This window comes from Streptomyces sp. NPDC001781 (assembly GCF_053596035.1).
In genome coordinates, this window is record NZ_JBSFFI010000045.1 from 1 (window position 1) to 25,538 (window position 25,538).

20 protein-coding genes and 1 pseudogene are annotated in these 25,538 nt (G+C 74.0%); 7 read left to right on the plus strand and 14 right to left on the minus strand.

Going from position 1 to position 25,538, the window contains the following annotated elements; all coding sequences use genetic code 11:
- Positions 1 to 208: 208 nt before the first annotated feature.
- Positions 209 to 649 (minus strand): enediyne antibiotic chromoprotein, encoded by a 441-nt coding sequence (locus tag ACWCV3_RS27360; protein WP_451229513.1) that lies wholly within the window; start codon positions 647 to 649, stop codon positions 209 to 211.
- Positions 650 to 934: 285 nt separating this feature from the next.
- On the opposite strand from ACWCV3_RS27360, the gene ACWCV3_RS27365 reads away from it, so the two are divergent.
- The gene (locus ACWCV3_RS27365) at positions 935 to 2,512 is read left to right on the plus strand and encodes an MFS transporter (RefSeq protein WP_451229589.1); all 1,578 of its coding nucleotides are present in this window, start codon (positions 935 to 937) and stop codon (positions 2,510 to 2,512) included.
- Between the two features lie 26 nt (positions 2,513 to 2,538).
- On the opposite strand, the pseudogene cmdF reads toward ACWCV3_RS27365, so the two are convergent.
- The 4 genes and pseudogenes from cmdF to ACWCV3_RS27385 form a co-directional block, all read right to left on the minus strand.
- Positions 2,539 to 4,149 (minus strand): annotated as a pseudogene (cmdF, locus tag ACWCV3_RS27370) (tyrosine 2,3-aminomutase); the annotation flags it as partial.
- Between the two features lie 82 nt (positions 4,150 to 4,231).
- Entirely contained in the window at positions 4,232 to 5,716 is a 1,485-nt protein-coding gene (locus ACWCV3_RS27375) for a class I adenylate-forming enzyme family protein (protein ID WP_451229516.1), read from the minus strand.
- Positions 5,713 to 6,741, minus strand: coding sequence for an FkbO/Hyg5 family chorismatase (locus ACWCV3_RS27380; protein ID WP_451229519.1), 1,029 nt, complete (start codon positions 6,739 to 6,741; stop codon positions 5,713 to 5,715). The genes ACWCV3_RS27375 and ACWCV3_RS27380 overlap by 4 nt, the downstream gene beginning before the upstream one ends.
- Complete coding sequence (locus tag ACWCV3_RS27385; RefSeq protein WP_451229522.1) at positions 6,738 to 8,033, minus strand: cytochrome P450; 1,296 nt, start codon at positions 8,031 to 8,033, stop codon at positions 6,738 to 6,740. Before ACWCV3_RS27385 ends, ACWCV3_RS27380 begins: the two co-directional genes overlap by 4 nt.
- Before the next feature lie 188 nt (positions 8,034 to 8,221).
- On the opposite strand from ACWCV3_RS27385, the gene ACWCV3_RS27390 reads away from it, so the two are divergent.
- Positions 8,222 to 9,703, plus strand: coding sequence for an MFS transporter (locus ACWCV3_RS27390; RefSeq protein WP_451229525.1), 1,482 nt, complete (start codon positions 8,222 to 8,224; stop codon positions 9,701 to 9,703).
- Between the two features lie 8 nt (positions 9,704 to 9,711).
- On the opposite strand, the gene ACWCV3_RS27395 is transcribed toward ACWCV3_RS27390, so the two are convergent.
- The 7 genes from ACWCV3_RS27395 to ACWCV3_RS27425 all read right to left on the minus strand — a co-directional run bounded on the left by ACWCV3_RS27395 (position 9,712) and on the right by ACWCV3_RS27425 (position 17,212).
- Positions 9,712 to 10,944, minus strand: a complete 1,233-nt coding sequence (locus ACWCV3_RS27395; protein ID WP_451229528.1) for an ATP-grasp domain-containing protein — start codon at positions 10,942 to 10,944, stop codon at positions 9,712 to 9,714.
- A complete protein-coding gene (locus ACWCV3_RS27400; protein WP_451229531.1) occupies positions 10,941 to 11,903 on the minus strand; it encodes a PLP-dependent cysteine synthase family protein in 963 nt (320 codons plus the stop codon). The genes ACWCV3_RS27395 and ACWCV3_RS27400 overlap by 4 nt, the downstream gene beginning before the upstream one ends.
- 55 nt (positions 11,904 to 11,958) lie before the next feature.
- Positions 11,959 to 12,636 carry a serine O-acetyltransferase EpsC gene (epsC, locus tag ACWCV3_RS27405; RefSeq protein WP_451229534.1) on the minus strand — a complete coding sequence of 226 codons (678 nt, stop codon included), beginning with the start codon at positions 12,634 to 12,636 and terminating at the stop codon, positions 11,959 to 11,961.
- A 31-nt stretch (positions 12,637 to 12,667) separates the two neighbouring features.
- Complete coding sequence (locus ACWCV3_RS27410) at positions 12,668 to 13,936, minus strand: ATP-grasp domain-containing protein (RefSeq protein WP_451229537.1); 1,269 nt, start codon at positions 13,934 to 13,936, stop codon at positions 12,668 to 12,670.
- On the minus strand, positions 13,933 to 15,186 hold the full coding sequence (locus tag ACWCV3_RS27415; RefSeq protein ID WP_451229540.1) for an ATP-grasp domain-containing protein: 1,254 nt from the start codon (positions 15,184 to 15,186) through the stop codon (positions 13,933 to 13,935). The genes ACWCV3_RS27410 and ACWCV3_RS27415 overlap by 4 nt, the downstream gene beginning before the upstream one ends.
- Positions 15,187 to 15,419: 233 nt before the next feature.
- Positions 15,420 to 16,337 carry an N-acetyltransferase family protein gene (locus ACWCV3_RS27420; protein WP_451229543.1) on the minus strand — a complete coding sequence of 306 codons (918 nt, stop codon included), beginning with the start codon at positions 16,335 to 16,337 and terminating at the stop codon, positions 15,420 to 15,422.
- On the minus strand, positions 16,334 to 17,212 hold the full coding sequence (locus ACWCV3_RS27425; protein ID WP_451229545.1) for a hypothetical protein: 879 nt from the start codon (positions 17,210 to 17,212) through the stop codon (positions 16,334 to 16,336). The genes ACWCV3_RS27420 and ACWCV3_RS27425 overlap by 4 nt, the downstream gene beginning before the upstream one ends.
- A 251-nt stretch (positions 17,213 to 17,463) precedes the next feature.
- On the opposite strand from ACWCV3_RS27425, the gene ACWCV3_RS27430 reads away from it, so the two are divergent.
- From ACWCV3_RS27430 to ACWCV3_RS27450, 5 genes are all read left to right on the plus strand, one after another.
- The gene (locus ACWCV3_RS27430; protein WP_451229548.1) at positions 17,464 to 18,735 is read left to right on the plus strand and encodes an aldehyde dehydrogenase family protein; all 1,272 of its coding nucleotides are present in this window, start codon (positions 17,464 to 17,466) and stop codon (positions 18,733 to 18,735) included.
- Positions 18,736 to 18,815: 80 nt separating this feature from the next.
- Positions 18,816 to 19,508: a hypothetical protein gene (locus tag ACWCV3_RS27435; protein WP_451229551.1), complete on the plus strand. Its 693-nt coding sequence runs from the start codon at positions 18,816 to 18,818 to the stop codon at positions 19,506 to 19,508.
- The gene (locus ACWCV3_RS27440; RefSeq protein WP_451229554.1) at positions 19,505 to 21,208 is read left to right on the plus strand and encodes a thiamine pyrophosphate-binding protein; all 1,704 of its coding nucleotides are present in this window, start codon (positions 19,505 to 19,507) and stop codon (positions 21,206 to 21,208) included. Before ACWCV3_RS27435 ends, ACWCV3_RS27440 begins: the two co-directional genes overlap by 4 nt.
- Positions 21,205 to 22,578: a class I adenylate-forming enzyme family protein gene (locus ACWCV3_RS27445; protein ID WP_451229557.1), complete on the plus strand. Its 1,374-nt coding sequence runs from the start codon at positions 21,205 to 21,207 to the stop codon at positions 22,576 to 22,578. The genes ACWCV3_RS27440 and ACWCV3_RS27445 overlap by 4 nt, the downstream gene beginning before the upstream one ends.
- A 340-nt stretch (positions 22,579 to 22,918) precedes the next feature.
- The gene (locus ACWCV3_RS27450; RefSeq protein WP_451229592.1) at positions 22,919 to 23,320 is read left to right on the plus strand and encodes a beta-ketoacyl synthase N-terminal-like domain-containing protein; all 402 of its coding nucleotides are present in this window, start codon (positions 22,919 to 22,921) and stop codon (positions 23,318 to 23,320) included.
- Here the strand turns inward: ACWCV3_RS27450 and ACWCV3_RS27455 are convergent.
- The gene (locus tag ACWCV3_RS27455; RefSeq protein ID WP_451229559.1) at positions 23,315 to 23,650 is read right to left on the minus strand and encodes a hypothetical protein; all 336 of its coding nucleotides are present in this window, start codon (positions 23,648 to 23,650) and stop codon (positions 23,315 to 23,317) included. The two genes, ACWCV3_RS27450 and ACWCV3_RS27455, sit on opposite strands and share 6 nt — an antisense overlap.
- A gap of 64 nt (positions 23,651 to 23,714) precedes the next feature.
- Positions 23,715 to 25,538 (minus strand): NAD(P)H-dependent oxidoreductase, encoded by a 1,824-nt coding sequence (locus tag ACWCV3_RS27460; RefSeq protein ID WP_451229562.1) that lies wholly within the window; start codon positions 25,536 to 25,538, stop codon positions 23,715 to 23,717.

Genomic DNA, 25,538 nt, shown 5'->3' on the forward strand with positions numbered 1-25,538 from the left:
GGTTTTGTTTTGTTTTTAAGGTGGTTGAGTGTCCGTTTGGGGCGTTGGCGCGACCTCCGGCTCCCCCGTCCGGGGGCCGCCCCGCCGCGCCCCCGCACCGTCATGTCGTCTCCGGCCCTGCACCCCGGACACGCACGAGCCCCCGGCAGGCCGGCGGGCGGCCGGCGTGCCGGGGGCTTCGGAGGGGGATGCGGGAGCGGGGACCGGGCTACTTGAAGCTGATCACCTGGCCGCCGCCCTCACCCGTGTCGCTGCCCAGGCCGACCTGGGTCGCGGTGGTCTTGGCGTCGACGTTGCCCCAGATCTGCCCGTCGGCCGACACCACGGCCTGGAAGGAGCTGTGCACCACCAGCGTGGTGTTCAGCTTGCCCTGGGCGTCGGAGACGACGTCCTTCGACGTGGTCGCGTCACAGCCGTACTTCGTCGGCTCCACGAACGCGCACTGACCGACGTGGAAGAGCGTGTTCGGGGTCAGTCCGGACGCGGTGAGGGTGACCTGCTGGCCGTCCGTGAGGCCGGTCGTCGGCGAGACCGAGACGACGGGCGAGGCGGCCATGGCCGAGGGCTGGACGGCGACGGCGAGACCCGCGGCGACGGCGGCGGTGGCGGCGATACGGGTGGCGAGGCCGAGCTTGTTCTTGACGGTCATGTTCTTTTGACTCCATGTCAGATGTGAGGGGAAACAGGAGGACCGCGGGATCGGGGTCGTTCTCGGGGCTGTGTCCCGGTGTCCGCCAATGACATTAGGAGCCGATGATCAGCCCGGGCATCTTCGAGGTTGCTTCATGAAACCCACTCGGACCCCGTTGCGGAAAGGCATTCTGCGAGATGCGGTCCACCCGTCCCCAGGGGGACGCTCGGGGGCGGGCCTCGCATGTCCTCGGACAGCGACGCCGACGCCCCCACCACTCACGACGACGGGAAGAACAGGCAGATGACTGCAGGCGGTGCTCCCAAGGCCGGGCGCAAGGAGTGGATCGGGCTGGGAATCCTCGCCCTGCCCACCCTGCTCGTGGCCCTCGACGTTTTCGTACTGCTCCTCGCTCTGCCGCACCTGAGTGCGGACCTCGGCGCGAACAGCAACCAGCAGCTGTGGATCATGGACATCTACGGCTTCATGGTCGCCGGCTTCCTGGTGCCCATGGGCACCCTCGGCGACCGCATCGGCCGCCGCAAGCTCCTCCTGATGGGCGGCGCGGCCTTCGGTGTCGCGTCCTTGCTCGCCGCGTTCGCCACCAGCCCCGGCATGTTGATCGCCGCCCGGGTGCTGCTCGGCATCGCCGGCGCCGCGATCAGCCCGTCCACGCTGGCGCTGATCGCCACCATGTTCAAGGACGAGAAGCAGCGGGCCGCCGCCATCGGCATGTGGGCCAGCTGCTTCACCCTCGGCGCCATCATCGGCCCCATGCTCGGCGGCGTCATGCTGGAGCACTTCTGGTGGGGCTCGCTCTTCCTCATGGGCGTCCCGGTGATGATCCTGCTGCTCGTCACCGGCCCGAAGGTGCTGCCCGAGTCCGCCAACCCCGAGGCCGGCAGCATCGACCTGCCGAGCGTCGCCCTCAACATCGGCACCACCATCCCGGTCGTCTACGGCATCAAGGATCTGGCCCGCAACGGCTGGCACCCGCTGCCCGTCGCCGCCATCGTCCTCGGTGTGGTGCTCGGCACGCTCTTCGTCCGCCGCCAGCGCGCGCTGACCTCTCCGCTGCTCGACGTATCCCTCTTCCGCCACGGCCGCTTCAACGCCTCACTGCTCGGCCTGCTCGCCTACAGCCTCATCGGCGGCACCGTCATGCTCCTGATGACCCAGTACTTCCAGGCCGCCCAGCGCCTGAGCCCCGTCGAGTCCGGTCTCGGCCTGCTGCCGGGCATGGCGGCGGCCACCGTCTCCTTCATGGTCTGCCCGATCATCGCCCGCAAGGTGCGCCCCGCCTACGTCATCGGGGCGGGCCTGGTCGGCGTGGTCACCGTGCTGCTGGTCTTCTCCCAGCTGAGCGCCGACTCGGGTACGGCCACCCTGATCGTCGGCTTCGCGGTGTTCTCCTTCTGCGGCGCGCCCCTGGTCGCCCTCGGCACCAATATGGTCGTCGGCACCGTCCCGCCGGAGAAGGCCGGTTCGGCCGGCGCGCTCTCCCAGATCAGCAACGAGTTCGGTGCCGCCCTCGGCGTCGCGACGCTGGGCACCCTGGGTCTCGCCGTCTACCGCGACCAGATCGCCTCCACGGTCCCGGCCGGCGTCCCCGCCGGTGCGGCCGACGCCGCACGCGACAGCGTCTCCGGCGCCGCCGCCGCCTCGCAGGGCCTGCCCGGGCAGGTGGCCGACGCGCTGATGGAGCCGGTCCGTACCGCCTTCACCGGCGGCATCCACATCGTTGCCGCCGTCGCCGCCGGCCTGATCACCGTCGCGGGCGTGTTCTTCGTGGCGCTGATGCGGCACATCCCGCCGATCGGCCAGGAGCAGGCCACCGCGGCCGACGCCGAGTCCACGGAGGAGAAGATCCTCGCCGCCTGACGCTCCCACTGACCCCGTGACGGCGAGCGCAGCTCGATCCCGGTGTACTTGCCGAGCGCGGTCAGGAACTCGCCGCGCGAAAGCGCGGCCGCGACGAGCTCGATGTCGTCGGCCATGTACCGGTCCACGCCCAGCGTGGGCACCAGCGCTCGCACCGCGTCGTACGTCGCCTGGGAGGCCGGACTCAGATCGTCGTAGCGGTGTGAGACGTCGACCGCCTGGGCGGCGGCGAGGAACTCCACGGCGAGGATGCGGTTGTTGTTGCCCAGCACCCGGCGGGCGTTGCGGCCCGCGATCAGGCCCATGCTCACCACGTCCTGGTTGTCGCCGTTGGAGGGCACCGACTGGGTGGAGGCCGGCCCGATCGTCCGGTTCTCCGCGACCAGCGCCGTCGCAGGGTACTGGGCGCCCGCGAACCCGCAGTTCAGACCGGGATCCGAAGCCACCAGGAACTCGGGCAGGCCGTAGCTGAGATGACGGTTCAGCAGCCGGTTCAGCTGCCGCTCGGCGAGCACGCCGAGCTGGGTGAGAGCGATGGTGACGAAGTCCAGGACGAAGGCGATCGGCTGGCCGTGGAAGTTCGCTCCGTGGAAGATCTCCTGGCCCTCGAAGAACAGCGGGTTGTCGTTGGCCGAGTTGAGCTCGATCTCCAGCTTGTCCTGCGCGTGGTACAGGGTGTCGCGCACCGCGCCGAGGATCTGCGGGACGGCCCGCAGCGTGTACGCCTTCTGGAGGTAGGTGTCGGTGCGCTGGACGTCCCGGCCGTCCTCCTTGACGTCCTGGACCTGCCGACGCAGCTCCGCGTGCTCAGCGATCAGCCGGCTGCCGGCCAGCAGGGCCCGCAGGTTGGCGGCCGAGTCGATCTGCCCGCGATGCGGGCGGGCCACGTCGTGCCCTTCGGCGAGGAACGGGCTGGCCGAACCGCGCAGGACGTCGTTGAGCAGGGCCGAGACCAGCTCGGCCTGCCGGGTCTGGGCCAGGGCGCGCTGCACGACCAGCGAGCCGAGACCCGTCATCGCCGAGGTGCCGTTGATCAGCGCGAGCCCCTCCTTGAACCGCAGCCGCAGCGGCTCGATGCCCTCCTCGGCCAGCACCGTCGCCGTCTCCACCCGCCGGCCGTCGCGGAGCACGTGCCCCTCGCCGATCAGCGTGCTCGCCAGATGCGACAGGGGCACCAGGTCACCGCTGGCGCCCAGCGAGCCGATCTCCGGAATCGCCGGGACGATGCCCCGGTTCAGGTACAGGGCCAGGCGTTCGAGGATCTCCGGGCGCACCGCTGAGTGCCCCTTGGCCAGGGTGTTGAGGCGGGCCGCCACGATGGCCCGGGACTCGTCCTCCGCGAACAGCGGTCCCACACCCGCACTGTGACTGCGCACCAGGTTGGTCTGGAGCTCGACCTCCTTCGACTTGTCGACCTGCATGTAGATCATCTCGCCGTACCCGGTGGTGACGCCGTAGATGGGGACGTTCTGCCCGGCCAGCTCCTCGAGTATCGCCCGGCTGCGCAGGGTCCTGGTGACCGCCTCGGGGTCGACGGCTGCCCGTGCCCCTTCCTCGGCGATGCGCCTCACGGCGTCGATGGTGAGGGTCTGACCGTCGAAGGAGACGGCGGCGGCGGAGGTCTCGACTGAGGTCAACGCTTTCACTCCAGGCATAGGCGGGGTGAGGGAAAGGGATGGAAAGGTGGGACGAACAGGGGGAGCGCGGACGCGTCCGAGATCAGCTCAGGGCGTCCTCGGCGGCCAGCACGCGAAGGGTGCGGCGCAGCAGCTTCCCGGTCGGATTGCGGGGCAGCCCGGCGACGAAGGTGATGTCCTGCGGCACCTTGTACCAGGTCAGCGATGCGCGGCAGGCGTCGAGGAGCTCCGCACGCAGCGCCTGGGCGGCTGGGCCGTCCATCGCGTCGCGCAGGACGGCGTAAGCGTGCAGCACCGAGACACCGGTGCCGCGCCGCACCGCGCACACCGCGGCCTCCTCGACGGCCGGGTGCGCCGTCAGCCGGTCCTCTGTCTCCGAGGGGTGGACGTTGATGCCGGCGACGATCTCCACGTCGTCGAGCCGTCCGTAGATCCGGACGAACCCCTCGGCGTCCATCGTGGCGGCGTCACTGGTCGTGAACCAGGCGTCCGTTCCGAGCCGGACGGGAGTGTCCCCGCCGCGCGGCACCGGTAGCCCGATGGTCGGACCCGACACCTCCACCCGGCCCTCGACACCGGCCGGGACCGGTCGGCCGGCCTCGTCGACTATCCGCAGCCGGTACGGAGCCAGGACCCGTCCGAGAGTGAACTCCTTGACGCGGTCCGGGCCGTTGGCCAGGACCGCGTGCCCGATCTCGGTCGTGCCGTACACGTTCAGCAGCCGCGGCCCGAGCACGTCGCGCAGCTTTTGCTCCAGGGACTCGTGCAGCACCTCCCCGGCCACCACCGCCACCCGCAGGCCGCCCAGCACCCGCCCGGCGTCGGGGTGGCCCAGCATGTGCGCGAAGAAGGTGGGCTGGGTGTAGAACACGCTCACGCCGTGCTTCTCCAGGACACTCAGCGCGTCGCCCGGTGCGAGCCGCCGGGGGGTGAGCACGGTGGCGCCACCGGTCAGCAGGGGAAAGAAGAGTGAGTTGCCGAGCCCGTAGGCGAAGTTCATGCGCGGCACCGAGTAGCTCACGTCGGCGGCGCTCACCCCCACCGCGCCGCCGGCCGCCCGCACCAGGACCTCCGGATCGCCATGGGTGTGGAAGCACAGCTTGGGACCGCCGGTCGTGCCGGAGGTGAACGCCGCGAACGCCGGGGCGTCCTCGGAGACCAGCGCGCAGGGCGGCGCGACGGCGTCGCTGTCCAGGGCGTCGGGGGTGAGCACCGGCGCTGTGAACCGGTCTGCGAACGCGGCCTCGGCCACGACGGCCGCGGGCTCGGCGACGAGCGCCGCGCGCCGCATCTCCTCCGGATGGAACATGGAGTTGACCGGTACGGCCACGGCCCCGATGCGCAGCGCACCGAGGAACGCCCACACGAACTCGATGCCGTCCGGCAGGGCGATCAGGATCCGGTCGCCGCGGCCCAGCCCGCGCGAGACGAAGGCAGCGGCGGCCCGGGCTCCGCCCGCGTACACGTCCTCGAAGCGGTACACGCTGTCATCGACGTGGTACGCGGGCCGCTCCAGCCAGCCCCGGGACAGGGCGGTCTCCTCAAGCCGCTGGACGAAGTTGGTCATCGGCATATCCCTTCTATCTCCACCAGCAGGTCGGGGCGGCACACGTCGACGTTGAAGAAGGCGATGTCAGGTCCTGCCCCCAGCGCTTTCGCACAGTGGGCGCGGACCGCCGGCAGGTTCTCGGCGTCGCGGACGTAGACCTTGACGCAGTCGAGGTCCGTCAGGCGGAAACCGCCCGCCAGGCCGTGCCGGCGCAGGTTGTCCGGTGCCACCAGAGCCTGGATGTTGGCGAGGGTGACGGCGCACTGCCGCTCGACGTCGCCGGGATGGACGGTGTCGTCGCCGATGATGCTGGCCGTACCCGACACGTAGAGCACGGGCCGGGAACCGTCCGCCGGTTCCAGGAGGGTGGCGCGGGCGAAACTGGGCGACTTCGGCCCGTACCGGTCCGGGTACCGGTGCGCCGGGGTCTGGCGCGGATTCTCCAGGTGCCGGGCCCGGCCGTCCCGGCAGGCCAGGAAGTACAGGTCGATGCCGGGGCGCAGGGAGCCGATGCCGGTGGCTGCCGGCATGCCCGGGATCCGCTCCGACCAGGACTCGAACGCCTGGGCGCGGCCCACGCAGAAGTCCTGGTAGTTCTCCATGCCCTCGCCGTTGCGGCCGGTGATGGCTCCCACGAGGTTCCACATGCGCAGCAGTTCGGTGTAGCCGAGCCGCCACATGAGGGTGAACGCCGCCTCGTACACCGCGCGCACGGTGTCGCGGTAGACGTCCTGCGCCTCGATGCGTACCGCGCACAGGAAGTGCTCGCCGTCCTCGGCGTACACCAGACCTCCGTCCCGGCCGTGCCGCACGGGCCGGTCGGTGGTCCACACCTCGGTGATGCGCTCGTCGTCCGGGGCGGCCATGGCAATCCGGGCCAGGGGGGCGCCGTCGTGCAACTGGGGCGGCCTGCCGCCGTGGCCGTAGGTCACCCTGCCGAGCACGTGCCGGCCGGCGGTTCGGGCCCTCCCGTCGTCGCCGGGCCTGACGAAGAGGCAGTCCAGGGCGGCCGTCCGGGTAAGGCCCGGGTGCGTGACTGTCACGATTTCCTTCCCGCCGCGTCGTGCGCGGCATGGGCGGGTGGTCGAAGATCCGGCGCCGGGACGCCGGCCGGCTGCCAGGGCAGGTCCCGGGCGGCGAAACCGTCCGCGTCCACCCACAGCGCCCGCAGACCGCGCAGCGCGACGGTGGGCCGGTAGGAGGTGCTGCCGAGGGCGAACCGCGCACCGGCGACGCGCTGTGCGAAGCGCACGAGCACGGTCCGCGCGATCAGCCGGGCCAGCGGCGCCCCGGGGCAGTGGTGCGGGTCGGCTCCGAACGCCAGGTGCGGCCTGCCGCCATCCGGTGCGAACGCGTCGGGGTCCGGGGTGAGCGCGGGGTCGCGATGGGCCGCCGCGAGCAGCAGCACCATCACGGTGCCGCGCGGTACGCGCGTCCCGCACAGGTCGAGGTCGGTGCCGGCCAGGCGCTCGACGACCTGCACGGGCGGGTCGACACGGAGGGTCTCCTCCACCAGCCGCCATGCGCGCGAGGGGTCGCGGCGCACTGCCTCGATCTCGTGCGGGGCCCGCAGCAGCGCCAGCACGCACGCCGACACGAGGGCGGCGGTCGTCTCGTACCCGGAGGCGAGCAGGAACCGGCCGGCCGACACGGCCTCGGAGTCGGTGAGCCGATCCCCGTGCTCGCCGGCCCGGACCATCCGGGACAGCAAGTCGTCCCCGTCCGCCCGGCCCCGCCGGCTGCGGACCGCCTCGGCGAGGTAGGTCTCCAGCTCGGCCTCGGCCCAGCGCCGCTCGGCCGGGCTCGCGGGTTTCCCGGCGCCGGTGACGGGCAGTTCGAAGGTCGCGCCGAGCGCTGTGACCCGCCGGTGCAGCCACTGGGTGTCTGCGGCCGGCAGGCCCAGCAGACGGGACAGGACGGCCATGGGCACCGGGTGCGCCAGGTCGCTGACCACCTCCAGACGGCCCCGGGCCGCCACCGAGTCCAGGCGGTCGTCGACGAGGGACCGCACGAGGGGCGCGAGGTCCGCCGTCGCGTCCGCGCCGAGAACACGGTCCAGCGCACGGTGCGGCCGGGGCACCGGGACCGGGCAGGCGCCGACAGGGGCAGGCGCGCGGTCGGCCGCGTGCAGTGCGGCGGCGCAGTGCGCGTACGAGGACAGGACGACCACGTCGTCACCGAGCCATACCGGGCCCGCCTCCCGGATGCGGTTCAGCACCGGGTACGGGTCGACGTGGACGTCACCGCTCAGGAACCGCAGTACGAGGGAGCGGGCCTCGTCAGGGCCTGCTCCGCTTTCGAAGGACAGGTGCATCGCCGAACGACCGCTTCTCATCGCACAGCCTTTCTGCGTCCGCTTGCGTCGGCAGAATGTGCGGCCGGTCCGGGCCGTGTCCACGGCGAGTTGCGCAAGCCTTCACGGCTCCCGGTGAACCGAGGCGACTCCGCCATGTCCGCTTGCCGGCCGCCCCGCGCTGCTCCTGGGATGTCCCGCAGGGACACGCGTGGAGGGGACAGGCACACATGACGGAACTCGTCGACCGGCAGCCCGTGGCACGGTTCGGGGGGCACGAGCGTGCCGATGGTGGACACAGCACTGCTCCGCCACCGCCCAACCCGCGCCGCTGGTGGGCGCTGCTCCTCCTGCTGGTCGGACCCTTCCTGTCGCTGTTCGACCAGTTCTGCGTCAACCTCGCGGCGCCGTCCGTCAATCAGTCGTTCCGTATGACGCCGTTCGAGTTCCAGGCCGTGGTCGGCGGCTACGGGCTGGTCTACGGACTCGGGCTGATCACCGGCGGCCGGCTCGGCGACCTCTTCGGACGGCGGCGCATGTACCGAGTCGGCATCGCGGTGTTCGCGCTGACCACACTGGCCTGCGCGCTCGCCTGGTCACCCGGCTCGCTCATCGCGGCCCGGCTCGCCCAGGGCGCGGCCGCGGCGCTCCTCCAGCCGCAGGTACTGGCCCTGATCCGGACCCAGTTCCCGCCCGCCGAGCAGCCCAGGGCGCTGTCCTGGTTCGCGGTGTCGATGAGCCTCGGCATGGTGCTCGGCCAGATCCTCGGGGGCGCCCTGCCCGCCTGGGACGTGTTCGGTCTCGGCTGGCGCCCGGTCTTCCTGGTGGCCGTACCGCTCTGCCTGGCGGTCTTCCTGCTGCTGCCCGCCGCTCTGGACGCCGACCGGCCGGCCCTGGCCGGGAAGGGGGCCGACGTGACCGGCGCGGTGCTCTGCGCGGTGTCCGTGGCGCTGGTCCTGCTGCCCCTCGCAGCCGTCCGGCAGTGGCCGTTCCTGCCCACGGGTCTGGCGCTGTGCGCGGCGGGATGCGCCCTTGCCGCCGTGTTCGTCCGCAACCAGCGCGCCAGAGTGCGCCGGGGACGGCGGGCGCTGCTGCCGGTGGACCTGTTCTCCGTACCCGTCTTCGTGCACGGGGTCCTGCTCAACTTCCTGCTCTACATGGCCAGCGTGCCCTTCGCCGTCGTCCTCGCCCTGTATCTCCAGGACGAGGCCGGGCTCAGCTCCGCCCAGGCAGGGCTGACGTTCACCCCCGCCGCCGTCGCCATAGCCGTCGGCTCACGGCTCGCCGTCCCGCTGAGGACGCGGCTCGGCGAGCGCGTCCTCGTCCTCGCCGCCGCTCTGATCGCCCTCGGTCTCGCCGCGGCCCCGGCCGCCGCCGCTTCCGGCTCCGACGGCGCCTTCATGGCCGTACTGCTCACCGGCATGGCCGTGTACGGCCTCGGCAACGGCATGATCGTCCCGCTGCTGACCGGTGCCGTGATGAGCAGGGTTCCACCGAAGGACGCAGGAGCCGGGGCCGGTGTCCTCGCGACCACGCAGCAGCTCGCCGCGGCGCTCGGCATCGCCGTGGTCGGCATCGTCCTCTACCCCGCGTCGGACGCTCGGCCGTTGCAGTACACCCCGGCCATGATGTCCGAGGTCGTGATCGCCGCGCTCGCGGTGGTCCTGGCCGGCCGGCTGGTCGCCGTGCTGCGCCGTCACGGCACGGGCTGACGACGCCGTCAGCCGATGGCGAGACCGGCCCTGAACCACGCCTCCGCGCCCCGGATCCGGGCCTCCGTCTCGGCCCGGTCCGCGCCGGTGACGACGAACGCGGCGAGGAAGTCCCCGGAGTGCGTGGCGTCCTGGACGGTCTGCCCCACCTCGGCGTACGTCGTGTACTTCACGACGCCCGGCGGCAGGGCCGCGGGGTCCGGCAGCGACCGCAGCACACCGGGCCGCTTCGTGAACAGCAGCTGGCCGGCGAGGCGTTCGGGGTCCCGGCGCTCGCCGGCCGACACGGGCAGGCCGAGCTGGCGGCGGACCGGGTACTCCATCGGGTCGAAGCCGAACAGCACCCGCTGCACGTCCCGCACGCCGGCACCGCCCGCCCGGGAGGCCGCCTCGCACAGCACCAGTTCGCCGTCGGCGGTGTGGAACACCTCGATGTGGAAGGCGAAGTGCTCCGGCCCGCCGAACGCCCGGAGCACCCGCTCGCCGAACGCGACGAGCCGGCGGGCCAGCGGGTCGGCGACGTCGAGGGCGATGTCCACCCGGCCCTTGCGGTCCCGGAAGTCGGCCAGGGCGTACTGGTACTGCGAGGGCCACAGCGTGGCGATCCGGCCGTCCAGGACCGTGCCGTCGATGTGGCACATGGAGCCCTCGACGAACGCCTCGGCCAGCCATTGCGGGGTGCCGTCCGGGGCGAGCAGCTCCACCTCCTGCAGCCGCTCGCGCAGTTCCTCCCGGCTGCGCAGTACGGCCACACCGATGGACAGCACACCCTTGCGGGGCTTGATCACGACGGGGAACCCGTGCCGGTCGGCGAAGGCTTCGAGGTCCGCGGCTGAGCTCAGCAGCGCGTGGTCGGCGACCGGTATCCCGGCCCGCACCGCGACCTGTTTCATCTCCCACTTGTCGCGGTACACCCGCGCGGTGTCGGGCCGCTGGCCGGGCAGGCCGTAGCGCTCGCGCAAGGCCGCCGCCCGCTCGATGTCGAACTCCTGGCAGGCGACGACGTCGGTGACGCCGAACTCCTCGACGAGCTCGGCGGCCCGCTCGAGCACGTGCGGGCCGGTGTCGTAGTCGTCGAGCACCTCGGCGTGCAGATACGGCGCCCCGGCGGGGAGCTCCTCGCCGAACAGGGCCAGCTGCTCGGCCGAGCCCAGCAGGACGAGCTTCTCGCCGTGGTCGGCCAGCCACCGCTCGTACGGGTTGGCGCGCAGCGATCCGCGGTGCAGGACGAGCGTGGTCATGCGAAGGTCCCTTCGTTCCAGATGCTGACGTACCGCTCCCCGGTGTCGGGCAGCACGGTGACGATGGTCCGGCCCGCGTAGGCGGGGTCCCGGGCCAGCAGAGATGCCGCGTGCACGGCGGCACCGGAGGAGAGCCCGGCGAACACGGCCTGCTCCCGGGTGAGCGCGCGAGCGGTGGTGAGGGCCGCCTCGTCGGAGCAGGTGAGCACCCGGTCGATGAGCGAGACGTCGGTGGTGGGGGAGACGAAGCCGCCGTTCAGACCGGGGATACGGTGGGTGCCGGCGTGGCCGCGGGAGAGGACGGGCGAGCCCTCCGGCTCCACGGCGACGACCTCCAGTGCGGGATTGCGTTCCCTCAGGTAGCGGCCGGCACCGGTGAGGGTGCCGCCGGTGCCGACGCCCGCGACCAGGACGTCCACCCGGCCGCCGGTGTCCGCCCAGATTTCGGGCCCGGTGCTCTCGTAGTGGGCCCGGACGTTGTCGGGGTTCTCGTGCTGGCGGACGTACCAGGAGCCGGGGGTGGCGGCCTGGATCTCCTCGGCCTTGGCGATGGCGCCGGCGAACCCCTCGTCGCTGGGCGTCCGTACCACCCGTGCGCCGAGCGCCGTCAGCAGCCCGATGCGCTCGGGCGTGGCGCTGTCGGGCAGGACGACGACACAGCGGTAGCCGCGCCGGGCACTCAGCGCGGCCAGGGCGATGCCGGTGTTTCCGGAGGTGGACTCCACCACAGTGCCGCCGGGCCCGAGATCGCCGCGCAGCTCGGCGCCGCTGAGCATGGCGAGGGCGGCGCGGTCCTTGCTGCTGGCGAAGGGGTTGGCGGACTCCAGCTTGGCGAGGACCTCGGTGCCGGGGGCGGCGCCGGGGACGGCGAGGCGGACCAGCGGTGTGTGTCCGATGAGTTCTTCGAGGTCTGCGGCGACGCGCCGGGTGGCGGTCGCCGGGGGCAGGGCGGTGGTCATGGACCGACTCCTGGAGAGGGAGGGGAGAGGGGTGGGGGTGGGGTGCGGCGTACGGTCACCAGGAACCTGCCGAGGCGAGCAGCCGTACGGCGTCGGAGGCGGTGCCGGGCGCGGTGCCGGGCCCGTCGGCGGCGGCGGGGCCCCGGGCGGTGCCGGCCGCGGTGTCCGGTACCGGTCGCAGGCCGGGGCCAGGAAGGACGACGGAGCGCGGGGCGTACACCCGGGCCCCGGGCGGCAGATCCTCGGTGACGGTGGCCATCGCGCCGATCAGGGCCCGGTCGCCGATGGTCACGGGACCCAGCACGGTCGCGTTCGCGCCGAGTATCACCCCGTCGCCGACGACGGGGTGCCGGCGGGCGCCCGGCGGGCGGTCGTTGTCGGTCCACCACCCCACCGCACCCAGCGTCACCTGCTGGTAGATGGTCACGTCGTCGCCGACGACGGCGGTCTGCCCGATCACCACGGACGCGCCGTGGTCGATGAAGACACGGCGGCCCAGGACCGCACCGGGGTGGATCTCGACACCGGTGCGGCGGCGGGCGATCCGCGCGAGCAGGCTCGCCGCCGTCCGCAGCCGCCGCCGGTACAGCCGGTGCGCCATCCGGTGCGTCCACACGGCGGACAGCCCGGTGTGGCCGACGGCTTGCAGACGGCTGGACAGCGACGGGTCACGGGCGACGACGACGGCGAGATCCTCGCCGAGGGTGCGCAGCAGCGGGAGTTCTTCGGACATGCGGTCGACTCCTTCCGGCGAGGCTCGCCGCTCAGGCGGCCCGGGCCGGCACGGGTGCCGCCGCGGGCTCGACGCGAATACGGATCTCCTGGCGCACCAGGCGCTCGCACAGCTCCACCGCACTGTCGGTGTCGGCGGCGGTGACGACGACGCTGCCGAGACGATCCCAGTTGTCGCCCAGCGGCCGTACGGTGTCGCCCGGACGCACGGAGACCTGAGCGGCCAGCACGTCCGGCCGGGCCCGGACCTGCTCCACGCCGCTCACCGCGGTGACGGTGCCCGGCTCGCGGACCACGGCCCGCATGGCGGCCGCAGCCTTCGGCTCCGGTGGCGCGGCGAGCGGCTCGACGAGCCCGAGAGGCCACGCGGCGCCGTAGGCGATCATGTCGATGCCGTACGCCGCCTCGACGAGGTCGACGATGTGACCGCCGCCGAGCCGGTTGTGGGACTCGATGACCACCGGCCCGCGCGAGGACAGCCGGATCTCGGTGTGGCTGGGACCGTCGGTGAGGCCCATGGCGGTCAGGAACTCCTCCACCGCGCCGGTCAGCCGCTGCCGGTCGGCGCCGGAGAGCCGGGCGGGCACCGCGTGCCCGAGCTCCGCGAAGTGCTCCTCGGCGGTCAGCTTCTCGGTGACGGCGACGACGACGTGCCGGCCGGCGAAGCTGAACGCCTCGACGCTGAACTCGGGGCCGTCGATGTAGGACTCCATCAGGAAGCCGTCGACGGTGAACATGGTCGACCCGCGGTCCGTGCGGCCGCCGTCCAGCTCCCGCACGCGTGCCCACACCCGGTCCAGGTCCTGCGGGCTCTCGGCCCGCAGCAGACCGAACCCGGCCGTGGTGGAGACCGGTTTGACGATGAAGGGATACCCGGCCCGCTCGCCGAAGGTGTCGAGCGAGGCCCGGTCGGACACCTGGGCGGTGTGCGGCGCCGGCAGGCCCCGCTCGGCGAGACGGCGGCGCATCAGCCACTTGTCGCGCATCCGGCGGCTCACCTCGTGCCGGCGGCCGTCGGTCAGCCCGAACAGGTCGCCGAGGCGGCTCGCCGGGTTCAGGCCGGGCTCGGTGAGCGAGACCACGGCGTCCACGCCGTGGACGGCGCGCGCCGCCTCGGCGTACGGCCGCACGGTGTCCCAGTCGGTGTAGTCGACGACGAGCAGGACGTCGACGGCGCGCATCTGGTGCTCGGTGACCTTGTCGGGGTGCTGGATCAGGACGACCCTGACGCCGAGCGCGGTGAAGCGGTCCACGTGGGCGTCGACGCCGCCGATCAGCAGCACGGTCTTGCGGGTGCTCATCGAAGGGCTCCCTTCGGGGTGGTGGTGGGGGCTGCTTCGCGGACGTCCGCGTGCAGCAGTCCGCGGACACGGGCGATGCGAGCCCGGGCCTCGGCGGGCGACTCGGCGTCGACGACGACGTAGCCGTGACGGGTGGCGGAGTTGGTGGTGGGCGGCAGTTCGTCGCCCGGCCGGAAGGGGAAGTGCAGCACGTGCACGAAGGGCAGCGCGCGGATGGCGTCGAGCCCCGTGACGGACTCCAGCCGCCCGGCGGGCAGGAGGAAGAAGCCGACGGAGGCGGTGTGCCGCGGCGCCGGCGGCTCCACGGGGGCTCCGGCCAGGGTCCGGAAGATCGCGGCCTCGATGTCGTAGTCGGACGCGGTCTCGATGAGCAGCGGGATGCGGTCGCCGCCCAGCCGGGTCTGCGACTCCACGATGCGCGGGCCGTGCGCGGTCAGGACGACCTCGGTGTGGGCGGGCCCGAAGCGGTAGCCGGCCAGGTCGAGCAGCCCGATGACGACCGCGTGCAGGACGGCCCGCTCGTCAGGCCCGAGCGGAGCGGGGTGGAGGTGCGCGGTCTCGACGAAGAAGGGCGCGCCCGTCGTCTGCTTCGCGGTGATGCCGATGACATGGTGCTCGCCGTCGGCGGACAGGGTCTCCACGCTGTACTCGGGGCCTTCGAGGTACTCCTCGACCAGGTAGGGGCCGGCGAGGCCGGCCTCGGTGACGCGGGCGGTCCACTCGCCAAGGTCGTCGGCGTCGCGGATCAGCGCGATGCCGCGGCTGCCGGAGGCGCGGGCCGGCTTGACCACGACGGGCAGCGGCAGCCCGGCCACCGCTGCGGCGGCCTCCTCGGCGGTCCCGGCCGTCCTCGAGCGCACCGGCGACAGGCCCTGCGCGGCGAGCAGCGCCCGCATCGCGGCCTTGTCGTTGAGGGCGCGGACCGCGGCGGCCGGGTTGGGGGACACCCCGAGGGCCTCGGCCTCCGCGAGGGCCGGTGGCATCGACTCCTCCGCGCCGAGGTGCAGCACGGTGCCGATGCCGTGGGCGCGGACCGTCTCGGCGATCAGGGTGCGCAGGCCGGCCTCGTCACCGAAGTCGGTCAGCAGCAACTCCTGTGCGTGTGCGGCGACTTCGTCGAGGTACGCCTGCTCGCGCAGGGAGGGGTCCCAGATGGCCCAGACCTCGAAGCCGGCCTCGGCGGCCTTGCGGACGAACTGGCTGTAGGGCATCACCATCAGCAGGCGCCGGGACGCGGCGGTGCGGTTCATCAGGGGCTCCGTTCGGATACGGGGGGCCGGTGGGCCGGGCGGGGCGGGGCTTCACGGAACCGGATACGGCGGGGACTTCACAAAGAAGCGCCGAACGTCCGGCGAGTGCTTCGATGGCGCGGGCGGATCGGTATCGTTGCGGTCAGACGTCGGGACGGACTCGGTCGGGAGCACCGTCCCCGTCGTGCACGACCGTGCGCGGCACGCGGCCCGGTTTCCGGGCGTGAGCCGGGTCAGTCGTCGAGGTGGAAACGGGTGACGGTCCGTGCTGCCTGGACGGTGAGGACGCGCCCGAGCGCCTCGGGGTCATGCAGGTCACCCGTGTCCAGCAGGACCCGGGCGCGCGCCGCGCCCAGGGCCCGCAGTTCGGCGAGTGCCGCGGTGAGCAGGGCGTACCCGATGCCCAGTCCGCGGTACGCCGGCGCGACCGCGAGTTCCAGCACACGGCCCTCCTTGCTTTCGGCTGCCTGGGTCAGGACGTAGCCGGTCGGACGGCCGGTGACCTCCAGCAGCAGTACGGCACCGCCTGAGCCGAGCAACCGCCGCGTGCGGGCGTCGAAGAGGCCCGCGTCCACGGTCTTGGGACCCCTGGCCCGGCTGGTCAGATGGATCGTGTGCAGGGCGGCGAGATCGTCCGGGCCGGCCTGCCGGATGCTTCCCCCGTCGGGGAGCACGGGCGGCAGCGGCGGCAGCGTCAGGTCGATCGTGTACTGGCCCGTGGTGGCACCGGGGCTGAACCCCGCCTCCTGAAGCACCGACGGAACCACGTCGTCACCGCCCGGCACGCCACCGACGGTGAGGGCGTACCGCACGCCCTGCTGGGCGGTGAGTTCGTCCGCCCGGTCCAGGAGCCGGGCCAGCAGGGTGCGGGCCGCGCTCTCGGCGTGCCGACCGGGCCGTACGGTCAGCGCGGCGTCCAGGGTGTCGCCGCGCGGCGTCAGCGCCGCCCAGGCGAACACCTGGCCGTCGGGGCCGGTCAGGCACCAGCTGTTGTCCTCGTAACCGGGGTGGCCGGTCTCCAGGAGGATGTCCTCCCGGGTGCAGGCGGCCACTCCCGTGGTGTGTTCCTCGTAGGCGCGTACCAGGTCGACCAGGCGGTCAAGCGGTACCTCACTCGGCCGTCTGACGGCGAAGCGTTTCTGTTGGGTCATGGATCGCATCCCCCTTCCTGGGGGAGTCGGGTCCAGCGGTCGGGCCGGAGCTTGCGGGTCGCCGGCGCCGGGTCGGTTGCGCCGGCACGGGCCGGGAGCGGACGAAGTCGGGAAGGGAGAGGGCACCGTGCGCGGAGGCCTCCCGGAACCAGGCGACGGTGCGCGTGAGACCGTCCGCGAGCGCGGTCCCGGGCGCCCAGCCCAGCCCAGCTCACGGCGGGCGGCCGAGATGTCCGGCCGGCGCAGCATCGGGTCGTCCTGCGGCCGCCGAACGTCGGGAACGGCTGGACACCGGGCTGGTGGACCGTGACATCGGGACGCGACCGTCGCACCGCACGGGCGAGACCCGCCGAGGGCCCCGGCCACACGTGCTCGGTGCGCACGTCGAGACCCGGTTCGCGGCCCAGGGCGTGCAGCGGCTCCTCGGTGAACTGGGTGACGCAGCCGCCGATCAGCAGCACCCGCACCGCCTCCCCGGCCCCCGCGGCGGAGGCGGCGGCGTCGGACAGGCGTGGCGGCAGCCCGTAGCGGGTGACCGGCCACGACCCGGCAGCGGCTGCCGCCGGGTCATGGCCGGAGCTCTCCGGCCGGTCCGTGAACGAGGCCCGCAGCGCGGCCTCCTCGTCGCGGCCCGCCGGCACGATCAGGTGCCGCTCCCGCAGCGCCTGCAGGACACCCGGGGCGGCCGCACGGTTCGGAGCGAGATCCGCGAACGCCTCCGGCCCGAACACCACGCCCGACAGGTCACGCACGCAGCGCTCCCACGCCGCGTCCAGCACGATCCGCTGCTGGCGCGGTCCATGGGCGAGCAGAATCCCCGCATCAAGAAAAACCGTGGAGAGGAAAACGCTGAAACGAAATTCATGGGCGGACAAAGCGTTTCTCCTTCCCCTTCACAGAATATTTTCGAGACTCTTGCGTAAACGACGGAATTCGGCGCCACGGGCTGTGCACCCGGTGTAGTCGTGAATGCTAGTGGCCGCTGACCCGCGGTCGTTCTCCGAGAATGCTCAGTGGGTCCGCCCTCTCTGAAAAGCGCATGAACCGAGATGCGCGAGGCCGTCCGGGCGGGAGACGCTTCCTGATCGAGCCCGAAGGTCACGGGCAGGTGCAAGGGGGTACGCGCATGCACAGCAGCGTCATCGAGGCGGGGCGCGACACGTCGTCGACCATGAGATCGAACGGCCGGCCGGCGGTCCCGCCGAGGCCGTTCGCGGCCGTGGCCGACGCGGTCGTCCCTCGATTCGTCGACACACTCCTGCGGCACCGGGACGAATTGCACGGCGTCCTCACCCGCGTGGCCACCGCCCAGGCCGCGAACGACGAACTCTTCCGCTCGTTGCGCGCTCTCTCCGGCGCACCGTGGGAGCTGCTGCGCAATGCGCCGCGCCGGCTCGGCCGGCTCGCGACCTTCCTGCCGTCGAACAACCTGCTCTACTCCTACGTCCTGTTCGGCGTCATCCCCTCGCTGTACACCGACGAGGTCCGCATCCGGCCCTCCGCACGGGTCGCGCCGGCGGCCATGGCCGTCCACGAGATCCTCGGCCCCCATCTGCGTGGCACGGGCGCCGGACGGATCGTCATGGAACCGGTCTCGCAGAAGCGGTTCCTCGCCGACTGCGCCCGCTCCGACGCCGTCGTCTTCACCGGGCAGCCGGACAACGGCCGCGCGGTCGCAGCCGAACTGCCCGGCGACGCGCTACTGCTCACCTTCGGCTCCGGGCCCAACCCGCTCGTCGCCGGCCCCCGGGCGGACCCCGACGCGGTCTGCCGTACCGTGCTCGACGCCCGGCTGTACAACTCGGGCCAGGACTGCCTGTGCACCGACATCGTCTTCGTCCACCGCTCGCTCGTCCGCGAGGTCGTACCCCGGCTCGCCGGAGCGCTCGCCGCGATCCGCGTGGGCGAGCGCGGCGACGGCGCCACCCGGGTGGCGCCGCTGGTCTATCCGGACGCCGTGCAGGGCGCGGCGGAATTCCTCTCCGCTTACCGCGAGTTCACCGTCCACGGCGGCCGGGTCGACCTCACCGGCGGAGTCGTCGAGCCGACCCTGCTGCACCTGCCCTGGCAGGACGCCTTCCACCCGCCCGAGTTCTTCTCGCCCGTCGTGCTCACCATGGACTACGACGACCCCCGGCAGATCACCCGGTGGCTGCACTCCGCCGAGGAGCGGGCGCGCGGCATGTACGTCTCCGTCTTCGGAGAGCCCGCCCTCACGGGCGCCACACGCATCGCGACCAGCGCCGTCTGCGAGGAGCGCATCGCCTTCGACGCGGAGGACGGCAACCGGCCCTTCGGCGGTTACGGCCCCCTCGCCGGCAGCGTGCACCGCGACGGCACGGCCACCGGGCGCCCCCTGCTGCTGTCCGCCGAGGCCGCCGCCGGAACCGGGCGGTGAGCGCGGCCCCGGCCCCGCCGGCGGCCCGGGAACGCGTCGTACCGGCCGCGGTCCGGGAGCCTGCCGCACCCACCGCGTCCGTGACCCGGGGCAGCGCCGTACCGTTCCCGCCGGCCGCCCCGGCGCGTGTCGTCGTGGACCCCCCGGTCGTCAGCGGGCGGGCCGCCGGAGATCCGCATCCGCCGCGCGCCACCGGGGCCCGGCGGCTGGCCGCCGATCCGGAGGCCGTCGACGCGGTCGGCGAGGCGCTCGCCGCGCTGCACCAGGGCGCGGCCGCCGGGGCGCGGGTGCCGGTCGTCCTCTCCGCCGGGGACTACGGCGTCCACGCCGCCGGCTCCTTCGCCGCCCGCTGCGACGACCCCGCCCGCCGCCTGCGCCCGGCCGACTCCGTCGGCCTCGAACCGTCCGGTCTGCTGCGCCGGTTCACCGAACTCACCGGCTGGCGCGTACCCGGCTACGTCATCGCCGAACCCGACGGCGACGGCACCGCCGCCCTCCGCTTCGCCCGAGCCCCGGCCGCCGGCCGGGCCCCCGCCGTCTACCTCTGCGAGGTCCTGCGGCGCCCCGGCACGGGCGCCTTCCGGGCCGTGGCCGCCCGCGTCCGCCGCGCCACCGCACCACCCCCGCGACCCGACGGCGCACCGCCGTCGCCCTTCGGAACTCCCGCACCTGCAAACGCCGCCGGGCTCGATCCGGACACCCGCCGCCGCAGCGCCGTCCAGCGCGCCCACCTCCGTCCGTGCCCTTACGATCCCGCCGAGGAGCAGAAGTGAGCGCGACCCCCGAACAGCACCCCTGGCACGTCGTCGCCGGCACCCTCGCGGACGCCGGATGCGACCTCGTCGTCGGGCTGCCCTCCGACGAACCCGGACTGATGGACGCCGCGCGCACCACCCCCGGACTGCGCGTCCTGGGCGTGCGCGACCAGCGGGCCGGCGCCTGCGCCGCCATCGGCCACGCGGCCGTCTCCGGCCGGCCCGCCGTCCTCGCCGTCAACTCCGGACCGAGCTTCGCCAACGCCCTCACCGGCCTGCTGGAGGCCTCCTCACTGGGCGCCCCCGTCGTCGTCGTCACCACCCGCGTACCCGCCCTCGGCATCGGCCGCGGCGGCTTCCAGCACACCGACCAGGCGGCCATGGCCCGGCCGCTGACGAAGTGGGACTTCCTCGTCGAGGACCCGCGGCAGCTGACCTGGGCGCTGCGCCGGGCCGTCCACCTCGCCGTCAACGGCGGCCCCGGCGTGGTCCTGGTGGAGATCGCCGACGAGGTGCTACGCGCCCCCGCCCCCGAACGGCGGCCCGCCCCGCCGGTACGCCGCCTGCGCTTCGCCGCCGACACCGAGGAGGTACGCCGCGCCGCCCGGCTCCTCGCCGGGGCCCGCCTGCCCGTCGTCGTCGCCGGAGGCGGCTGCAAGCCCGCCGGCGCGGGCCCCGCCGTACGGCGGCTGACGGAACTGCTCGCCGCGCCGCTGTTCACCACCGCCGCCGGACGCGGCCTCGTCGACGAGGAACACCCGCTGGCCTGCGGCCTGGTGGGCCTGTACACCACGCCCCCCGCGGACCGGCTGCTCCGCGAGGCCGACGTCGTCCTCGCGATCGGCTCCCGCCTGGAGGAGACCGCTCGCATGGGCTGGGACGGCCTCGAGGACAAGACGCTCATCCACGTCGACGTCGACCCGGCCGTCTTCCACACCGCGGCCGAACCCGAGGTGGCGCTGCTCGGTGACGCCGCCCTGGTGGCCGGCCAGCTCGCCGACGCCGTCGTCGCCGAGGCGCCCGCGGTGACCGCCGCCGGCGCCGCCCGCCGGGCCGACACCGCGGCCGTACGCGCCGGGATGCGCGCCCGCCACACCGCTGCGGACGGCCCCGACCTGACCGTGCCCACGGCGCTGCGGCTGCTCCAGGAGTCCGTGACCCGCGGGGCGACCCTCGTGCAGGAGAACGGACTGCACGACATGTGGGGCTACCACCACCCCGTGGTGTCCGTCGGCGACGGCGCCCGGGTCATCACCCCCGGCGAGCAGACGATGGTCGGCTTCGGTCTGCCGGCCGCCGTCGGCGCCGCCCTCGCCGACCGCACCCGGCGCACTGTCCTGGTCTGCGGCGACGGCGCCTTCGAGATGGGCCTCGCCGCTCTGCCGACGGCCACCGAACTGAACCTCGGCCTGACCGTCCTGGTGCTCGACAACCGCGGCTACGGCTGGCCCCGCTTCGTACGCGCCGAGGAAGGCGCACCCGACACCCTCACCCGGTTCACCGCACCCGCGCACACCGACGCCGCCGTCCGCGCCCTCGGCGGTCTCACCGCGCACTGCACCACCACCGCCGAACTCGCCGCCGCCCTCGACGACGCGGCCAAGGCCCACACCGAGGGCCGGACGACCGTCATCACCGTCCCGGTCCGCGACGACGACGTCCCCGTCGGCGTCCGCCGGCTGTTCGACGCCGGCCCGGCCGCCGGAGCCGCCGCGTGACCGCCCGCCCCGGCGCGGCCGCGGCCCCGCGCCTGACCGTCGACGGGCAGCACGTCCCGGCCGCGCACTTGGCCCGGCTCGTCGACCGCACCGCCCGCCGGCTCACCGCGGCGGGAGCGGGGCCCGGCCGCGCCGCCGCACTCGCCTCCGACCACCCGCTCACCGCCGTCGTCACCGCACTCGCCGCCGACGCCGCCGGCGCCCCGCTGCTCCTCGACGGGGCGGCCCCCGCCCGGCGGATCGCCGCGGCCGCGGCCGTCCACGCCACCGCCTCGGGCGAACCCCTCGTCGTGGCGCGCGCCCGCCCGCTGGCCCTGCCCGAGGACACCGCGGCCGTCTTCTGGACCTCCGGCAGCTCGGGCGACCCCAAGGCGGTCGCCGTCGCGGCCGGCGCCCTCGCCCACCAGGGCCGCGCCACCGCCGCACGGATGGGCGTCACGGCGCAGGACCGGCTGCTCCTCCCACTGCCGCTGCGGCACGCCTACGGGCACAGCGTGCTGCGGGTGTGGCGCACCACCGGCGCCCACCTGTACGCCGAGTCGGGTTTCCACCTGCGCGGCACGCTGACCCGGCTCGCCACCGAGGGCATCACCTCCCTGGACGGCGTCCCCACCATGTACCGGATGCTCGCCGCCGAGGCCGCCCGGAACGGCGAGTCCGCCCGGCTGCTGGCCGGCCTGCGGATCCGCGGCTGCGGCGGCGACGTGCTGACCCCCGGCCTGTACGACGACTTCCTGGCGGTCACCGGGGCACCGCTGCACGACGGCTACGGACTCAGCGAGGCCGGCCCCAACGTCGCCCTCAACGCCCCGGGCGACCTGCGGCCCGGCACCGTGGGGCGCCTCCTCGACGGAGTCCGGGCCCGCGTCGCGGGGCCGCGGCGCGAGATCGAGATCGCGGGCCCCGGCCTGATGCTGGGCTACCTCGCCCCGGCCACCGGCGGTCTCGACCGAGGCGCGTTCACCGCCGACGGCTGGCTGCGCACCGGCGACACCGGCACGGTCACGGCCGACGGCTGGCTGACGGTGGAAGGCCGGATCAAGGAGATCCTCGTGGTGCACGGCGAGACCGTCGCCCCCACCCTCGTCGAGGACGCGGTACGGGCCGCGGCCGGCGTCGTGGACGCCGCCGTCGTCGGCGTCCGGCACGGCGACCGCGGCGACGCCGTATGGGCTTTCGTCGAGAGCCCCGACGCCGACCACGCGGCCGTGGCCGGCCGCGTCGCCGAGGCGTGCCGGCGCCACCTGCCCCCGCACGCACGCCCCCGCACCGTCCGCGTCCTCGACGCACTGCCCCGCACCGGCAGCGGCAAGCACGACCGCACCCGCCTGCGGGCATGGGCCTCGGCCACGACAGCGGTGGCCGCATGACCGCCGTGGCCCTGGCCGGCTCGGCCTGATCAGCCCGCTGGGCCCCACCCCCGGCGCGTTCTGGCGCGGACTGCTGCACGGACGGCGGGCCTTCGGCGAACACGGCTGCCCGCAGGGCGACTTCCGCAGCCGCGTCGTCGCCGTACCCCCCGGTGACTGCACCGCCCCGGCCGGACGGCGCAAGGAGGCCCTCGCGACGGCCGCCCGCCAGGCCCTCGCCGGCGCCGGGCTCACCGGTCTGCCCGACGGCTCGCTGCTCGTCGTCGTCTCCCAGGCGCCTGCGCCCGGCACCACCGCCGGTGAGCAGGACGGCGACTTCGCGGGCCCGCACCCCGAGGCGCTGCTCACCGCCTGCCGCGCCGACGCCCGCCGAACGCACGCCGTCCACCACTCGCACGCCTGCGCGTCCGCCCCGTACGCCGCCGCCTTCGCCCGCGACGGGCTGCTGTCCGGTCTCGGCAGCACCGCCCTGATCGTCGGAGCCAGCGCGCTCAACCGGTACGAGTACGCCAGCATGGACGTCGTCAGGACGCTCAGCCCGCACGGCGCGCGGCCCTTCGACGCCGACCGCGACGGCATCACCGTCGGAGAGGGCGCAGGCGCGGCCGTGCTGGAGACGGCCGGGTCCGCCCGCGGCCACCGGCCCGAGGCCTGGCTCACCGGAGCCGCCTGCGTGGTCGACACCTCCGAGTCCGTCGCCTCCGCACCCGTCGCGGTCGGCGCCTCTTTTGAACTGCTATGACACGCCTGAGGGTTGACCGGGGGCGGCGACGCCGACGGCGTGCGCCACCAGCCCGGCCACCGCGACGGGTTCGAAGTTGACGGCACTGGACCAGCCGCCGTCCGCGAGCCGGAACCAGAGGGAGCTGGTGATCACCCCGGCCGGGTGCTGGTCCTCCACCACCTCGTCGCCCTCGGACCAGCCCTCGCAGGTGTGGTCGACCGCCGGGTCGGGCAGCACGACCCGGAGTACCGGGCTGTCAAGGGAGGGCCCGGACCGGATGTTGGCGTCACGCCACACGGGCCCGAGCGGGGCCCGCAGAACGTGAATGCCGCCGGGGGACACGGACATGGCTGTCTCCTTCCGCCGCGTGCCCGTCGCACGCGGCCATGGGTTGCGCGGGACGGGTCTTCGGTCAGGCGACGGCGCCGAGCACGGCCGGCCGGGCGTCCTCGGCCCGCTTGCCGCCCAGCCACACCACCTGGGACACCATCTGCATCAGGCGCTCCACGTCCGGCGCGGGCTCCCCGCCGTCCGCGGCCGGCTGCTCCGGCGCCCGCGACACGGCCACCCCCACCGGCGTCGGCCAGCCGCGCAGCGCGTGCCCGATGGTGCGCAGTGTGGTCAGCGTCGACACCGCGCCCTGCGCGGCCGAGCCCACCGCGACCGTGCCGATCGACCGCCCCTGGAGGTAGGGAACCGGCCCGTCGATGTCGTTGACGTAGTCCAGGGCGTTCTTCAGCAGCCCGGACACGGTCGCGTGGTACGTCGGCGACACCAGGACCACGCCGTCGGCGGCGCGCAGCTCCTCCAGGAAGCCGGTGACGGCCGCGTGCCGGCCGGCCAGCCCGGGCCGGTACGCCGGGAAGTCGATCTCCGTGCCGGTGAACACGCGGGCGGACGCGCCCTGTTCGGCGCACCGCAGCGCGCACCACTCGGCCACCCGGTCGCAGGTCGAACCCGGGCGCAGTGATCCGCTGATCAGGACGATGTGCGGTGCCCCCATGGCGGTGGCCCCTTTCCTCGGACAAACGGTGGTCGTCGCGGCCGGCGCGCGGCCAGGTTCCGGACGGCTGGGCCGGAGCTGCCAGCCGACGACGTCGGCGAGGTCCGCGTCCTTGCGGCCGGCGGACCTCATGTGCGCGTTGCGCCTCTCCTCGCCCGCCCGGTCCGCGCCCTGGTCGAGTGCGCCCTGGCGGCGGGAGGCGAGGACGACGGCCGCGGCACGCTCCATGCGCTCGCGGGCGTACCCGGCGAGCGCGTCCGCCACCGGGGCGGACGAGGCGAGCGCCTCGGCGAGCACGGCGGCGTCCTCCAGCGCCAGGTTGGCCCCCTGGCCGAGGGCCGGGACCATCGGATGCGCGGCGTCGCCCAGCAGCGCCACCCGGCCGTCCACCCAGCGCGGGGCCGGATCGCGGTCGTGGATGTCGGTGACGACGACGTCCTCCGGGTCGGCGGCCCGCACGAGGTCCACGACGGGGGCGTACCAGCCCTCCAGGGCGTCCAGCAGAGCCAGCCGGGCCCCGGCCGGCCCCAGGGCGGGCCACGCCCCGGGCGGCGCGGTGATCTTGGCGGTCCAGTACAGGGTGTCGTCACCCACCGGGGCGACGAACAGCTGGATGCCGCGTCCGTTGACGACATGGCCGCGCTGCCCCAGCGCCGAACCGGTCGTCCGGCCGCGCACCGAGGTGTAACCCCGGTACGTCGGCGGGCCGTCGTCGAGCATCCGGGCACGTACCGCCGAGTGGATGCCGTCGGCGCCGACGAGCGCGTCGCAGGTGGTGACGCTGCCGTCCGACAGGTGCACGGCGACCTCGCCGGGGCGCACGGTGTAGCCGGTGACGCCGGTCGCCAGGAGCACGGCCGCGCCCGCGGCGAGCGCTTCGTCGAACAGGGCACGGTGCAGCGCCGAACGCAGCACCGGAATCTGAGGAAGCCCTCCGGAACCCGCACCGACGGGCTCCTCGGCGAGCACCGTGCCCCGGGCGTCCATCAGAACCCGCACCTCGTCGGGCAGGCCGGGCCGGCCCGACGCCCGGATCCGGGCTCCGATCCGCGCGCCCAGGGCGTCGGCGGCCCGCACCCCGTTGGGCTGCAGCACGAGCCCCGAGCCGCCGGTGCCGATCCGCTCCGACCGCTCCAGGACGGTCACGTCCAGGCCCCGGGCGGCCATGCCGGCGGCCGCCGCGAGCCCCCCGACACCGCCCCCCGCGACCACCACCGACCGTTTCCTCGCCAT